Origin of the sequence: Paenibacillus violae, from assembly GCF_032461945.1 — a bacterium.
GTDB lineage: Bacteria > Bacillota > Bacilli > Paenibacillales > NBRC-103111 > Paenibacillus_E > Paenibacillus_E violae.
On sequence record NZ_JAWCUD010000001.1, the window covers coordinates 667,269 to 682,886 of the forward strand.

General features: G+C 48.0%; 14 protein-coding genes. 5 read left to right on the top strand and 9 right to left on the bottom strand.

Annotated features, from left to right (window positions below):
• Positions 1-54: 54 nt before the first annotated feature.
• A complete protein-coding gene (gene asnS / locus RQP52_RS02890) occupies positions 55-1,350 on the top strand; it encodes an asparagine--tRNA ligase (protein WP_127451466.1) in 1,296 nt (431 codons plus the stop codon).
• 33 nt (positions 1,351-1,383) lie between these two features.
• Positions 1,384-2,064, top strand: a complete 681-nt coding sequence (locus tag RQP52_RS02895) for a DnaD domain protein (protein WP_315949325.1) — start codon at positions 1,384-1,386, stop codon at positions 2,062-2,064.
• A gap of 66 nt (positions 2,065-2,130) precedes the next feature.
• Here RQP52_RS02895 and mtnB read toward each other — a convergent pair whose 3' ends face one another.
• The 8 genes from mtnB to RQP52_RS02935 all read right to left on the bottom strand — a co-directional run bounded on the left by mtnB (position 2,131) and on the right by RQP52_RS02935 (position 11,318).
• On the bottom strand, positions 2,131-2,766 hold the full coding sequence (gene mtnB / locus RQP52_RS02900; protein WP_315949327.1) for a methylthioribulose 1-phosphate dehydratase: 636 nt from the start codon (positions 2,764-2,766) through the stop codon (positions 2,131-2,133).
• Positions 2,763-3,425, bottom strand: coding sequence for a 2-hydroxy-3-keto-5-methylthiopentenyl-1-phosphate phosphatase (locus RQP52_RS02905; RefSeq protein WP_315949329.1), 663 nt, complete (start codon positions 3,423-3,425; stop codon positions 2,763-2,765). Before RQP52_RS02905 ends, mtnB begins: the two co-directional genes overlap by 4 nt.
• A complete protein-coding gene (locus RQP52_RS02910; RefSeq protein ID WP_315949330.1) occupies positions 3,422-4,690 on the bottom strand; it encodes a 2,3-diketo-5-methylthiopentyl-1-phosphate enolase in 1,269 nt (422 codons plus the stop codon). Before RQP52_RS02910 ends, RQP52_RS02905 begins: the two co-directional genes overlap by 4 nt.
• Before the next feature lie 42 nt (positions 4,691-4,732).
• Positions 4,733-5,602, bottom strand: coding sequence for a pyrroline-5-carboxylate reductase (proC, locus tag RQP52_RS02915; RefSeq protein WP_315949331.1), 870 nt, complete (start codon positions 5,600-5,602; stop codon positions 4,733-4,735).
• Between the two features lie 27 nt (positions 5,603-5,629).
• The gene (locus tag RQP52_RS02920) at positions 5,630-6,877 is read right to left on the bottom strand and encodes a glutamate-5-semialdehyde dehydrogenase (RefSeq protein WP_315949332.1); all 1,248 of its coding nucleotides are present in this window, start codon (positions 6,875-6,877) and stop codon (positions 5,630-5,632) included.
• Complete coding sequence (locus RQP52_RS02925) at positions 6,870-8,603, bottom strand: proline--tRNA ligase (protein WP_315949333.1); 1,734 nt, start codon at positions 8,601-8,603, stop codon at positions 6,870-6,872. The genes RQP52_RS02920 and RQP52_RS02925 overlap by 8 nt, the downstream gene beginning before the upstream one ends.
• Before the next feature lie 30 nt (positions 8,604-8,633).
• Entirely contained in the window at positions 8,634-9,734 is a 1,101-nt protein-coding gene (gene proB, locus RQP52_RS02930) for a glutamate 5-kinase (protein ID WP_315949335.1), read from the bottom strand.
• Positions 9,735-10,115: 381 nt separating this feature from the next.
• Entirely contained in the window at positions 10,116-11,318 is a 1,203-nt protein-coding gene (locus tag RQP52_RS02935) for a pyridoxal phosphate-dependent aminotransferase (protein ID WP_315949337.1), read from the bottom strand.
• Positions 11,319-11,473: 155 nt separating this feature from the next.
• Between RQP52_RS02935 and RQP52_RS02940 the strand changes: the two genes are divergently transcribed.
• The 3 genes from RQP52_RS02940 (at position 11,474) to RQP52_RS02950 (ending at position 14,637) form a co-directional block, all read left to right on the top strand.
• On the top strand, positions 11,474-12,004 hold the full coding sequence (locus tag RQP52_RS02940; RefSeq protein WP_315949339.1) for a DUF1572 family protein: 531 nt from the start codon (positions 11,474-11,476) through the stop codon (positions 12,002-12,004).
• 85 nt (positions 12,005-12,089) lie between these two features.
• Entirely contained in the window at positions 12,090-12,890 is an 801-nt protein-coding gene (locus RQP52_RS02945) for a carbon-nitrogen family hydrolase (protein ID WP_315949341.1), read from the top strand.
• 364 nt (positions 12,891-13,254) lie between these two features.
• A complete protein-coding gene (locus tag RQP52_RS02950; RefSeq protein WP_157320039.1) occupies positions 13,255-14,637 on the top strand; it encodes a glycine--tRNA ligase in 1,383 nt (460 codons plus the stop codon).
• A 341-nt stretch (positions 14,638-14,978) separates the two neighbouring features.
• Here the strand turns inward: RQP52_RS02950 and RQP52_RS02955 are convergent, their stop codons facing one another.
• A complete protein-coding gene (locus RQP52_RS02955; RefSeq protein ID WP_315949343.1) occupies positions 14,979-15,470 on the bottom strand; it encodes a cysteine dioxygenase in 492 nt (163 codons plus the stop codon).
• Between the last annotated feature and the right edge of the window lie 148 nt (positions 15,471-15,618).

The following is a 15,618-nucleotide window of genomic DNA, read 5'->3' on the forward strand; positions in this document are numbered from 1 at the left end:
GATGGGGCAACCCGGCAAAAAGTAGGTTTGCACGAAAACTCAAGGAGGTACAAAATCAGTATGAAATGTACGATAGGTGAAGTAAAACATCATGTCGGCGAGTCAGTTACAATTGGCTGTTGGCTAAACAAGAAACGGTCTAGCGGTAAAATTCAATTTTTACAACTTAGGGACGGTTCAGGATATATACAAGGTGTTGTAGTGAAAAGTGAAGTCGGAGAAGACGTATGGGAAGCGGCGTCCAAGCTGACACAAGAAAGCTCGCTGTACATAACAGGCAAAGTGAAAGAGGATACGCGCAGCAAAGGCGGCTTTGAACTTGATGTTACCGGCGTAGAGATCATTCAGGTAACGGAAGAATATCCGATTACGCCAAAGGAGCATGGTGTCGATTTCTTGATGGACAATCGTCATCTGTGGATTCGTAGTCCGCGTCAACGTGCGGTTCTCGTCATTCGTGCTCAGATTATTCAAGCTGTACAGCAATTTTTCAATGATCGCGGCTTCCATCTGGTAGATCCGCCGATTCTGACGCCTTCCTCCTGTGAAGGAACGACTAATTTGTTCCACACCAAATATTTTGATGAAGATGCCTTCCTGACGCAAAGCGGACAGCTGTATATGGAAGCGGCTGCGATGGCGCTTGGTCGCGTGTATTCATTCGGTCCAACATTCCGGGCAGAAAAATCGAAAACAAGAAGACATCTGATTGAGTTCTGGATGATCGAGCCGGAAATGGCCTTCGTAGATCATGCCGAAAACCTTGAAGTCCAAGAACAATTCGTATCTCACATCGTACAAACGGTGCTCAAAAATTGTGCGCAAGAGCTGGAAACCTTAGAGCGCGACACGTCCAAATTGGAAAAAATCAAAGGCTCCTTCCCGCGTATTACGTACGATCAAGCCGTTGAATTCCTGCAAAAGAACGGCCATGAATTCGAGTGGGGCGAAGATTTCGGAGCGCCGCATGAGACGGCGATTGCAGCAGAGTATGAAACACCCGTGTTCATTACACATTGGCCAACGGAAATTAAGGCTTTTTACATGAAACCAGATCCTAGCCGTCCGGAAGTCGTATTATGTGCGGATATGATCGCTCCTGAAGGGTATGGAGAAATTATCGGAGGCAGTCAGCGGATTGATGATCCGGAATTAATGGAACAACGCTTCCAGGAGCATGATCTGCCCAAAGAAGCCTACCAATGGTATCTTGACTTGCGGAAATACGGAACTGTGCCACACTCCGGTTTCGGCCTTGGGCTTGAACGTACCGTTGCTTGGATTTGTGGTCTGGATCACGTTCGCGAAACGATTCCATTCCCACGTTTGCTATACCGTCTATATCCGTAATCCGTTATCAACCAAAGGTAGAAAGGAGACCGGATGAGTAAATCGTTCCATACACAGCAGCAGATCGAGGCCGTCCTATTGGCCAGTTTCCAGGAGGGCAGCGTCGCGGTACCGCTTCTTCTGCTGAAGAACTATCGTGCCCTCCAGTTAAGCGAAATTGAGGTCATGACGCTAATCCATCTCATTTCCTTTTTGGATAAGGAAAAGTACGAATTTCCAACCACGGATGAGATTCAATCCCGGATGTCGGCTTCACCAGATCTGGTCATTGCCAGCTTGCAGAAGTTGATTCACGAGCAATTCATTGCCATTGATGAAGACATGGAAGCAATGACAGGGATTCGGAGTGAAAGATACAATCTTACTCCGCTTTACCGGAAGTTAGCCAAACAGGTAGCTGAGCAAGAACTGGCTAAACTATCGGCGGTGCGCACTCCGTTGCCGACCGATGAGGGAGCCAGGAACATTTTTACCACGTTTGAAAAAGAATTTGCGCGTCCATTAACACCGATGGAACTGGAAACGATCAGCGGATGGTTAGACAAGGATCAATACAAGGAAGAGCTGATTATGACGGCATTGAAGGAAGCAGTGTTTGCCGGCAAGGTACATTTCCGATATATTGACCGCATTCTGCTGGAATGGAGCCGCAATCGAGTGGGTACAGTGGATCAAGCGAAGGAATATTCGCAACGCTTCAGACAATCAAGATAAAAAGAAGAGGCTGTCTCATTGGTCATTTCGGACCTTTGAGACAGCCTCTTTAGTTTATTAAGCTTATTATTTATTCAGCAAATGAGAGCGATATACGTACTCAAACAGGAATTCGAAAGCTTCCAAGTGGCGTTTGGCTTCGAACGCATTCGCACCCCATGCATAAATCCCATGCTTGCGTAGAACGATCCCAGGAATCCGCGGGATAATGGCATCTTCAACGAGTGCAGCAATACGTGGAATCTCTGCATAGTTCGGTAAAATTGGAATCTCAATTTGAGCTTCTTCATCCCAGATATTGAAGGCTTTGATCAACTCAACGCCGTCGACAGGAATGCTTTTACGCTCCCAATAAAGTTCTGAAACTAAGTTGTTGAAAATGGTATGCACATGAAAAATAGCGCCAGCGCCTGTTAAGCGATAAATCTCGCTATGGATCAGCGTTTCAGCCGAAGGCTTCAGGTTTGTAGCTTCCGTAGCGACACCTTTTTCATTAACAAGTAGGAAATCTTCCGGGGTCTGCACGGATTTATCTCTGCCGCTTGATGTGATGGCGAAAGTGAATTGTTCAGGCTCGAAGTCGCCTACACGAACGGATAAATTGCCGCTTGTCGCCGGAAACCAGCCTCTTGCAGCTAAATTGGCTTTAATCTCACGCAGTTCAGCGAAAGCGCGTTGTTTTTCTTCCAGTAAAATACTCATGCTACAGGTTCAGCCTCCAATTGCTTCATAATATCGAAGAAGTTATCGAATGGGTAATACGCGTATCCCAGCTTCTCACACATCTCGACAAGATGGGAGCGTGCAAAAATCGTATCGACCAGCTTTGCTCCTTCGAAATCCGTAACGCTATCTCCGATGATAATCCGCTCATACCGATTGGCATCATAGGAACGAATGATACTTGTTTTGCACATCCCACAGTCCGTTTGACAATGTTCATCACACTTATTAGGCCACAAGATTTCAATGACGCTGCCCTCGAATGAGGAAGCATTGCAGTAAATATGTTCATGTGGAATGGGAAATGGCTTCAACAGCGGGTAAATAAAGAAATCGATGCCTCCGCTAGTGATTAATAGCTTGATATTTTGTTCTTTGCAATAGTCTACGAATTCCCTGAAACCATCCCTTATGACCGCATTTCCAATAGCATACTGAACAATTTCATCCTTACGCGAAGTGGGCAGCAGAGCGAACATGTCGCCGACGCCTTGGCGGATAGACATGCTTTTATTCAAAATGCGTTCCACAATCGCGTCCCAGCCTGGCGGGTTAAAATGTTTCATGATCGCCACAATGTTATCATTTACGGTAATGGTTCCGTCAAAATCGCAAAATATAATGCGTTCCTTACTCATTCTCTAATCCCCCAAGTGTCAATAGCTGATTGTAATTCTGGATGTGTGTGGGCGTAATCGCGAAGGTGTATCCCTTGCAGTGTTGCATCTATGGCTTGACGGAATGCTCGCCCTCCGGCGATTGTACCAAGCGGATGGCCATGAATGCCTCCACCTGCATTCACAATCACGTCGTGACCAAAGTCTCTCAGAATGAGAGGGACCAAGCCAGGGTGGATACCCGCAGACGGAACAGGGAAGGAAGCAGCCAGTTTCAAATGAGCATCTGCCGGAGCGTTGTAGCTGTAATCGGTATGTAGATCATTTGTTAACAGGACTTGTTTAATGGCCAGGTTTTCTTCTCTCGGCATAACCACAGAACCATAAGGAGAAGGGAATAACACCAGATCTGCTCCAGCAAGTCGCATCAATTTACCCAGCAGCACAGAAGGGGAGATTCCGTAATGTGGTGAAGGGTACGTTGCACCGGCCATTGCCGGATGCGCCATAATCGGAATCGTAATCTCCGGGTCAGCGCTTAGCTCATGCAAGACGTCGAAGCCGTACGCCAATACATTGAATAAAAGGGCGTTAGCTCCAGCACGGATCGCTTTTTTGGCTTGAGCGGCCAGCTTCGAAGTAGGGCCGGTCAAATTCACGGCGTACAGCAGCTTCTGGCCGGTTTCTTTGGAGGCTTGCGCTGCCGCTTCCATGCAAATTTCAATCCGCTTCTCCAGCGGAGTTAACGGATTTTCAAATAAAATCTCATCGTCCTTGATTAAATCCACGCCGCCTGCCGCTTGCAAATAAAATTGTTCGCGCAGGGCCGACAGCTCATAGCCGACAACGGATTTAAAGATGCTCATCAGTAGCGGACGGTCATGCACACCGAGAAGGTCGCGCACGCCTTGCATCCCGAACTTCGGTCCAGCGAAGCCGGCAAGGAAGTCGGTGGAGAATTTCAAGTCAATCAGTTTAATTTTGCCGTCCATGGATAGTTTACCGAAAACGGTGACTAACAACGCAGGGATATCGCGGCTGAAATTGACGTCAGGATAAGCGATCGTAATGTCCGCATAACGCGCAGTGATCGGCTCTCCAGGAGCGGGCTCATGAACCTCCACGGCAATCACTTTGCCCAAATGCTTTTCCATTTGCGCCTTCTGAGCCTCAGGCAGTTCCGTCCATGAGCCGACTGTCAGGCCGACAGCGATGCCCGTTGCTTTTTTATGAAAATCGGCTTTCTCATCGAAACTCCGATATGTGGCTAAACAATATGCACTCATCGTAAATGTTCACCTGCTTTGCTAGAATAAAACCTCGTTCATTCAGGACGTTTTGCTCACTGGGCTTGGGGCTGCAATTTGCTCGCCCATTTCTTTGGCCCGTTCAGCCGAGCGGAAAACGGCCTTTGTAATAGCTTCCGTAAACTGGTAATGATCCAATGCTTCAATTGAAGCCTGTGTGGCACCGTTCGGAGATGTTACCTTACGGCGAAGCTCAGCTGGATCTTCTTGGGTATGCTGGACCATATGAGCGGCGCCGAGAACAGTTTGCAGTGTTAACTGGCGGGAATCTTCTTCGGTTAGACCGCCTTCGATACCTGCTTTGATCATGGCTTCCATGAAATAGTAGACATAGGCAGGACCGCTGCCGGATACGCCAGTAAGAATTTCTAGCTTCTCTTCTTCAACAATGGATACAATGCCCACCGCTTCGAACATTTGGGTTGCGAGCTGCTTGAATGTATCATTCACGTTTGCGGAGAAGCTCATTCCTGTAGCGCCCAATCCGATCGTTGAGGAAGTGTTCGGCATTGTGCGAGTGATCGCCATCTTCGAATCCAGCAATACTTCCATTTTGGCGATGGATAGGCCGGCAATGACGGAAACGAGTAGCTGATTTTCATTCAAAAGCGGCTTCAGATCCTCAAATGCGGTCACAACATCTTTGGGTTTCATACAAAGCACTACGACATCTGCTTGGCGCAAGTATGCTTCTTTGGTAGCAGGATCGGAAGTGGCTTGCAGGCCATACTCAGAACGAAGAAAAGCTAATCGGTCTTGATTAGAACGGTTCATCACATAAATATGCTGCGGATCGGCTACTTTGGTTTGAATCAGACCACGGATGATAGCTTCCGACATGGAGCCTGCACCGACAAAAGCAATTTTGGCTTGGGATAAAGTTATGGACATCGTACATTCCTCCTCAAATTGTAAGAACTATTGACGTATTTGACCGCTTCCATAGATGCGGTATTTGGTTGAAGTTAAGGCCGGCAGACCCATCGGTCCGCGGGCGTGCAGTTTTTGAGTCGAAATGCCGATTTCCGCACCGAATCCGAATTCAAAGCCATCTGTGAAACGCGTCGAGGCATTGTGGTAAACCGCTGCCGCATCGACTTCCTGCAGGAATCTCTCCGCATTGGCGGCATCTTCCGTCACAATACACTCAGAATGCATCGTGCCGAATTGGCGAATGTGGTCAAGCGCTTCATCCAGATCTTTGACTACTTTGACATTAAGAATGTAATCTCCGTATTCCGTTCCCCAATCTGCCGACCCAGCAGTCTGCATGCTAGAGACCAGGTCTCTGGCACGATCGTCTCCTCTAAGCTCGACATTTGCGCTTGTGAAAGCTTCCGCAATGGCGTTCAAATGTTTGGCTGCCACAGCTTCATGTACAAGCAGAGTTTCCATCGAATTGCAAACGGAAGGACGTTGAGCTTTGGCGTTAAGCCCAATAGAGATTGCCATTTCAAGCTGTGCGCTTTCGTCTATAAAAGTATGACATACACCTGCTCCTGTTTCAATGACAGGGACGGAGGCGTTATTGACAACATTTTGAATAAGTGAGTGTCCGCCTCTTGGGATGAGAACGTCAATGAGGCCGTTCAGTTTCAGCATTTCATCTACAGAACTGCGGTCTGCACTTAAGATCAATTGAAGGGCGTCAGCCGGGATGGCGGAGCGGTTTAGCGCACCATGCAGAACCTCGACGATTTTCTCATTGGAAAATAGTGCGGAAGAGCCGCCACGCAGCACAACGGCGTTGCCTGTCTTCAGACACAATCCTGCGGCATCCACGGTAACATTGGGTCTAGCTTCATAGATGATGCCGATGACGCCAAGTGGAACCCGAATTTTGCGAATGCGAAGACCATTCGGACGTTCAAAATCTTCGAGCGTATCCCCGATCGGATCGGGCAATTCAGCAATTTGACGCAATCCTTCGGCGATAGCGGCAATTCGGGTCTCGTTAAGAGCAAGACGGTCTAGCAGGGAAGCGCTAGTGCCCAGCTGCTTGCCACGCTCCAAATCTTTGGCATTTGCTTCAATAATAGCTTGTTGTTCAGTAACAAGGGCATCTGCCATAAGCAGCAACGCTGCGTTTTTCTGTTCCGTTGTGAGATTGCCCATGGTTTGGGCAGCTTGTTTTGCTAATTTGGACTTTTGAACGACTTCACTCATGGGAAGATCGACCTCCTGTTTGGAAAAAAGTTTGGCAATGCGCAATGATTTGTTCAGCCGTAAGTTCATATTGATCTCCGCTGCGGCGTTCTTTACATTCCACGATCTGTTCGGCAGCTTTCTTTCCTACCGTAATTCGAAGCGGACAGCCAAGCAGGTCGGCATCGTTGAATTTAACGCCAGGACGTTCTTCACGATCATCCCAGAGGACGGAATATCCGGCAGCGGTCAATGATTTATAAATCTCTGTGGATAACTTCATTTGAATCTCATCCTGTACATGAACTGTGAGGAGATGTACGGCGAATGGAGCAACAGATGTCGGCCAAACGATGCCGCGCTCATCATAGTTTTGTTCGATAATGGCGGCTAGCACACGGGAAACGCCAATCCCATAACAGCCCATAATGATGGGCTCGGAAGCACCATTCTCGTCGCTGAACGACGCGCCTAGCGAACGGCTGTATTTGGTTCCTAGCTTGAAAACATGACCAACCTCAATCCCTTTGGCAAAAGAGAGTTCATGTCCGCAAGACAGGCAGCGTTCTCCTTCGGTAACATTACGCAAATCATAGTATGTCAAGCTGGCAAGATCCCGCTCAACTTGGACATTCGTGAGGTGATAATCGGTTTCATTGGCACCGATGACAGCGTCCTGCATGCCAATTACAGAGGAGTCTGCGATAATCTTAACGTTCTGAAGTCCAAGAGGTCCGATGAATCCGGCTATAGAACCTAATTGTTGAATGGCGGCTTCAGATAGCATAGTGAATTCGGTACCGTCTAAGGCATTTTTTAATTTAATTTCATTAACTTCACAATCACCGCGAAGAAGGACAATCACCGGTTCGCCTTTCGCTTCAATTGCGATGGATTTAATGATTTGCTTAGGCGAGATATGAAGGAACTCGTTTAGCTGTTTAATGCTGGTTATCTGTGGCGTGTGCACTTTTTGAGGTTCGTTAGGCAGGCTTGCTTGCTTGCTCGCTGAAGCAGCAGTCGCCGGCAATTGGCCAACCGCTTTCTCCAAATTGGCTGCATACTGACAGGAAGGGCAATGAACGATGGTATCTTCCCCAATGTCCGCTAGCGCCATGAACTCATGAGTATCCGTACCGCCGATCGCTCCGGAATCCGCTTCAACCGCCCGGAAATTTAACCCGCAACGTGTGAAAATGCGATGATAAGCCTTGTACATGCTTTCATAACTTTCATCGAGACCGCTCTGCGAACGATCGAAGGAATACGCGTCCTTCATAAGGAACTCACGTCCACGCAGCAGACCGAATCTAGGTCTTCGTTCATCCCGGTACTTTGTTTGAATTTGATAAAGCGTAACAGGAAGTTTCTTATAGGATTGAATTTCGTCTTTCACAATCGTTGTAATCACTTCCTCATGAGTCGCTCCTAGAGCAAACTCACGCCCATGCCGGTCTTCGAGACGCATTAATTCGGGCCCATATACATCCCAACGTCCGGAAGCTTTCCATAATTCGGAGGGATGGAGCGCTGGCATGAGCATCTCTTGCGCCCCGGCAGCATCCATCTCTTCCCGAACGATGGTTTGGATATGTTGAAGGGCTTTAAGCCCCAATGGCAGATAAGAGTAAATACCGCTGGATAACTGGCGGATCAGTCCCGCACGCAGCATCAGCTTGTGGCTTGCGACTTCAGCATCACCCGGGACATCTCGTAGAGTCGGGATCAGCATGCGTTGTTGTCTCATCTTTGGTGTGCCTCACTTTCCATAATCAATTTAAGCAAGTGGAACCCATTCATCCCGGTGAATGACTTCAATTCTTGCCACTTCGACGCGCTTCTGCACTTCTTCGGTGGATAGTCCTGCAGCTGCTTGTATTTGCCAAGCAGCGTAGTTGACTACACCGCGTCCGAGCAGCGAGCCTTCGTTGCTGAGCACTTCGACCACGTCTCCGGGGTGGAAATCCCCGGTAGCTCCAATAATGCCGGCGGGGAGCAGGCTCTTGCCGCCGCTCATCAGGGCCGATCTCGCGCCAGGATCGACGAGGATTTGGCCTTGGGGCAGCGAGTGGAAGCCGACCCATTGTTTCTTCACCGGCAGATTATTCAGCGCCGTGTCAAAGTACGTGCCCTTGCCGCTGCCGCCGACGGCAATCGGCAGATCGCCGGGCTCCAGCACGCGCCCGATAAAGACCGGTACGCCCCCGCGCATCGCGATGCGGGCGGCTTCAACCTTCGAGCGCATGCCGCCGGTGCCGACCGCGCTCCCTGATCCTCCAGCGAAGCTGAACAGCTCATCGCTGATGGCGGCTACGCGATCGATACGCTGAGCGTTCGCGTTTTTGCGTGGATCGTCCGTGTACAGGCCGTCCATATCTGTAATGATGATCAATTTGCTGGCCTTCACCAAATTGCCAACCAAGGCTGACAAAGTATCATTGTCGCCGAATTTAAGCTCATCCACCGAGACGGTGTCATTCTCGTTGATAATCGGAACGACGCCGCGATGCAGCAGCTCGTCGATGGTCATCAGCGCGTTCTGGACGCGCTTGCGGTTGGAGAAGTCGTACCGGGTCAGCAAAATTTGCGCCACGCTGATACCGTGGGACGCAAAGGCTTCATGGTACGCCTGCATGAGCAGCGCCTGCCCTACAGCGGCAGCGGCTTGCTTCTCGTGCAGCACTTTGGGCCGCGTGCGGTACCCAAGGGAGGTGAAGCCTGCGGCTACTGCGCCGGATGTCACGAGCAGGACTTGGTTGCCGTCCTTCTGCAATTGCGCCAGTTCCGATGCGAAAAAGCGGATTTTATCGGGATTCAAACCACCCGTATCTGAAGTTAAAGAAGAACTGCCGATTTTCACGACGATGCGCTGTGTCATTACGATCCCATCCTTTATTTGAGCAATATGTAGATATAAAAAAAGACTCCCGTCCTCATAACATAAGGACGAAAGTCTGTAGCTTCCGCGGTACCACCTTAGATTGGCGCACGCCAAAAAGGCTGCACCCAACTCTAGATTCCCTGGATAACAGCAGGGGACTGTTCAACTCATCGTTGACGGTTCAGGGGCGGGTTCGGAATCGGTTCACGGCAAGCTCTCTCAGTCGGTGGAGCTTACTCTCTGTTTACGTGCTGATCGTTCCTACTATTCCCATCATAACATTGCGATATAGAAGTTTTGGAAGACTTCCTTTTTTGGTTCTATATAGAATAGCACGGGGTACAAGTGTTTGTAAAGAAGCAGAAGCCTCTATTTTTACTAACCGAATAGGTTCAGTTTTCCTATGCGCTGTACAGCTTCTGCTAATCTTTCTTCTGAAGATAAGAGGCCAAGACGAACATAACCCTCGCCATGTGTACCGAAGCCAATGCCTGGCGCGACGACAACTTTTGCTTCCTGAAGAAGCAGATCGGCAAGGCTTTGTGACGTGTGTCCCTTCGGAACCGGCAGCCAAGAGAAGAAGGAGCCCTGGGAAGGACGGGCATTCCAGCCAATGTTAGCTAAAGCGGTGTACAAAGCATTACGACGGCTTTCATAGACATCCCGAAGCTCGCTGACGCAATCTTGCGAAGCGGTAAGTGCCGTTGCCGCAGCAGCTTGAATGCCGCCGAACAAGGAGCAGTAGTAATGATCCTGCATTAAGTTGATGAGGCGGATGACTTCCTTGTTACCCAGCGCAAAACCTACGCGCCAACCAGCCATGTTATACGTTTTGGAGAGTGTATAGAACTCGATGCCAACTTCTTTGGCGCCAGGCGTCTGTAGGAAGCTGATCGGTTTCTCGCCGTCAAACCCAATGGCACCGTAAGCAAAATCACTGGCTACGACCACGCCGTTGCGCTGCGCGAATTGGACCGTTTCTTCATAGAAGGAAGCGGGTGCCGTAGCGCCAGTCGGATTGTTCGGATAGTTGATGAACATGAGCTTCGCACGGTCCAGATCGGTTTGCTTCAATGCCGAGTAGTCCGGAAGAAAGTTATTTTCTTCTCGCAAAGGCATGAAAGCCATCTCCGCTCCGGCTAATGCCACACCTGACCAATAATCGGGATAACCCGGGTCAGGTACAAGGCAAACATCGCCAGGGTTCAGCAAGCACTGAGCGATCTCGATGAGTCCTGTTTTGCCGCCGAAAAGAATAGCAACTTCTGTATCTGGATCCAGATCAACTTGATGATCTTCCTTGTAACGCTGTGCAATCGCTTGTTTCAGAAATGGAAAACCACTGAAAGGCGGGTATTTATGATACAAAGGATTAGCTGCTGCTTCCTGCATCGAAGCTACGATATGAGGCGGCGTTGGGCGATCCGGGTTACCTTGTCCCAGATTGATGACATCATGTCCTAAGGCAATTTGTTCGTTCGCTTTGCCTACGAGCGTAGCGAAAAATTGGGTAGGCAAACCTTTCATACGTTCAGCAGGCTGTATGGGGAAAGCACTTGTTTGTGTAGATAGTGTAGTCACGTCTTTAATTCACACTCCGGAGGTCGGGATTTTAATTAATAACCTAAATGTAACATGATTAGTCTATTTTTCATAGTGATGAAAAAAATCGATTTTACAACGGACTAGTCTTGTCATACAGTTAGTTCAAAAGCTGTGGAAAGGTGATGAGAGCTATGTCGGACCAATCACAAGTTGCTCAAGTTTTTTTGCAGGAGTCGATTCGTGCATTTGAAAGTATGAAAAAACTGGCGGATCAAGCATTTGCGCAAGCAGCGGATGAACATTTTTATCAAGCCATAGATGAAGAATCGAACTCTTTGGAAGTGTTGATCAAACACATGCATGGGAATATGTTATCCCGTTGGGTCGATTTTCTAACATTGGACGGGGAAAAGGAAACGCGGGAGCGCGACAAGGAATTCGAGAGCAGCCGTTTCTCACGGGAGGAGCTTATTTCTTTGTGGGAGGAAGGGTGGAAGGTGCTGTTTGATGCCCTACATTCCCTAACACCAGAAGATGTTCTGCGTATCATTCGCATTCGCGGACAAGAGCATACAGTCATCCAAGGCATTCAGCGCCAGGTTTCTCATTACGGTTACCATGTAGGACAAATAGTTTTCTTGAGCAAACACTTGGCCAGCCAACAAGGCTGGAAAACGCTTAGCATAGCAAGAGGTCAATCGAAAGCATTCAGGCCGTCTTAAGCCAGCACTTGGGTTCAAACCGATTTTCGATTATGATGGATAACAGTAATGGCTATTTAGGCCCACTGGAAGGAGTATTTACAGTATGTCAGAAACCAAGCAGCTTCACTTGGCACTTATACAAATGGATATCACGATCGGTGAACCAGATAGGAACTTTGCACGATTGGAGATGCTGCTCCAAGAGGCTGTGCAAAACGATCCGAAACCGGATGTCATTGTTTTTCCTGAGATGTGGAACACCGGCTATGCCTTGACGGAAATTCAGCAACTTGCAGATGTGAACGGGGAGCGGACAAAATCGCTATTGAGCAGTTTTGCCAAGGCGAACCATGTGAATATCATAGGCGGCTCAATTGCCGATAAAAAAGAAGACCGTGTGTTGAACACGATTTATGCGTTTGATCGCGAAGGAGCGGAAATTGCGGAGTATTCCAAAATTCATTTGTTCCGCTTAATGGACGAAGAGAAATTTCTGCACAGCGGCGACCAGCTTGGCCGGTTTGAGCTCGAAGGCGTACCGGCTGGCGCAATGATTTGCTACGACATCCGTTTCCCGGAGCTGGCACGCAAATTAGCGCTTGATGGCGCTAGAATTTTATTCGTTCCTGCCGAGTGGCCTCATCCGCGACTGCATCACTGGCGCACGCTGCTTATGGCTAGAGCGATTGAGAATCAAATGTACGTCGTTTCTTGCAATCGTGTCGGAACGAGCGGGACAACGAGCTTCTTCGGACATTCCATGGTCATTGACCCTTGGGGCGAAGTGCTGGTGGAAGGCGATGAGAGCGAAGCGATTTTGCACTCAACGATTGATCTGGAAGAAGTAGTGCGTGTAAGAGCTAAAATTCCGGTCTTCGAGGACCGCCGTCCGCATTTATATTAATTTTTTTGAATTAGGCGGTAAGCATTTGATTTTTTGTCGGTTTTTCTGTAAACTAAAGCCAATTGAATGATCAATTGCGGCAGTGAAGGATGAATAGTACTTGAACAACTTCTTGTTCAGCGAGCTGGGGACGGTGAGAGCCCAGACAGGAGCTCAAGGAAAAGGCTATCCGGAGCCGATACGATAAAGGGGATACAGGGCTTTTACAGATGTATCAACTAGGGTGGAACCGCGGGTGCGTAAGGCTCTCGTCCCTAGGCATGATTTGATGCCTTTGGATGTGGAGCTTTTTTTGCGTGCTCATATCCAAACGGACGTCTTAGGGCTTAGTCCCATTATGATAAGCTGAAGGAGCGAATGAACAATGAGTGTTACTATGGATCAAGTTGTCGCATTAGCAAAGCACAGAGGTTTTGTATTCCCGGGTTCTGAAATTTATGGCGGTTTGGCCAACACATGGGATTACGGTCCGTTAGGTGTTGAGTTGAAAAATAATATCAAACGCGCTTGGTGGAAAAAATTCGTTCAGGAATCCCCGTACAACGTAGGTCTTGACGCTGCCATTCTGATGAATCCACAGGCTTGGGTCGCTTCCGGTCACGTTGGAAACTTCAACGATCCGATGATTGATTGCAAAAACTGTAAAGCACGCCACCGTGCGGATAAGCTGATTGAGAACAAACTGGCTGAAAAAGACATCGAAATCGTCGTAGACGGTATGACGTTCGATGATATGATGAAGCTGATTGTCGAGCATAACATTGTTTGCCCGGATTGCGGCAGCAAAGATTTCACGGATATTCGTCAGTTCAACTTGATGTTCAAAACGTTCCAAGGCGTAACAGAAGCAAGTTCCAATGTTGTTTACCTACGTCCTGAAACAGCTCAAGGTATTTTTGTTAACTTTAAAAATGTACAGCGCACGATGCGCAAAAAGCTGCCATTCGGTATCGGCCAAATCGGTAAAAGCTTCCGCAATGAGATCACGCCGGGTAACTTTACGTTCCGTACACGTGAATTTGAACAAATGGAGCTTGAGTTCTTCTGCAAACCGGGCGAGGATATGAAATGGTTCGAGTACTGGAGAAGCTTCTGCCACAACTGGCTGCTGTCATTGGGCGCTAAAGGTGAAAACCTTCGTTTGCGTGACCATAATGAAGATGAGTTGTCTCACTACAGTAATGCTACGACTGATATTGAGTACAAATTCCCGTTTGGTTGGGGCGAGCTTTGGGGTATTGCGGATCGTACGGATTTCGATTTGAAACAGCACATGGAGCATTCCGGTGAAGATTTCAACTATATCGATCAAGAAACGAATGAGCGTTATGTTCCTTATTGCATCGAGCCGTCCCTTGGTGCGGACCGTGTAACGTTGGCGCTGTTGATTGACGCGTTCGAAGAGCAAAAGCTGGAAGGCGATGACAGCCGTACTGTGCTTCATTTCCACCCTGCGCTAGCTCCGATCAAGGCGGCTATTTTCCCACTTTCCAAAAAGTTGAATGATGGCGCGCAAGCCGTTTTTGCTGATCTGGCGAAACATTTCATGGTTGACTATGATGATACAGGTTCAATCGGTAAAAGATATCGTCGTCACGATGAAATCGGTACGCCATTCTGTATCACGTACGATTTCGAGTCCGAGACAGATGGTCAAGTAACGGTTCGTGATCGTGACACGATGGAACAAACACGGATGCCAATTTCAGAATTAAAAGCATTCATCGAGAATTCACTACAGTTTTAATTTAAAAAGGCTGGCCATTAAGGTAGATAAACCTTGTGGTCAGCCTTTTTTGCTGTGAGTTCGCTGTAGCGAGTGAATGTGTGGAACTACAGGGCGCTATTTTGGTCAAAACAGCCAGTTGAGCAGTGGAAGGGGAACTATGGGCCCTTATTTCGCTGGCAATGGTGGAGATTTAGGTGATTGGGGTGAATATGGCCCTGTAGTTCCCTTCCTGCTATGAATTATCGTTTTTAACCAGAATAAGGACTTGTAGTTCCGTTATTTTGGAGGGTGTCAGCGGAAAACAGGCAAAAGAGGCTATCCCTTTGTCATTCAAATGACTTTTGGGACGCCTCTTTTATTTAAATGACGTAATCGAGAACTTCACTGTATGGCAGATAACGATGAACGTCAGTAAGCGGTGGACTATAGACATGAATGGATACGGCGGGCTCATGGAAAGGATTGCTAAGCTGATGGATTTGATCCTTCGGAGCCGTAAAATAGTCGCCTGTTCGAATCAAATCATCGCTATGAACAACCGGGTAACCTTCCGTGTCCAGATGGAATTTAGAATTGACGATATGGCCTTGAACTAGGCAAGCAGCTCCTATCGAAGCTCCGTGATTATGAATGGCTGTTGCGGCTGAGGCGGGAATATGAATGATAATGACTTCAAGCTCTTTCGTGCTATAAATGACATTGCGGCCATATGCAAGATTCAGGGGTTCAGTTTTATGATCAGGCACCTCGTGCAATAAGCTGTTTACGGACTGAAGTGCAGATTTTAATTGTTCTAATGAGGGTTCTTGCAATTTACAGAATGACTGCTCAATTGCTTCTATTAACATCATGGTTTCCGCCTCCTAGGCATTTGGTATCTCTTTATCAAAATTAATTAGAGAAACGATAAGATTTAATTATATAGTATGCTTTAGGAGGTGGAAGGGTTAGGGGAATTGGCATAATTTTGATAAGAAATGGGTCATGAAATAACAAAAG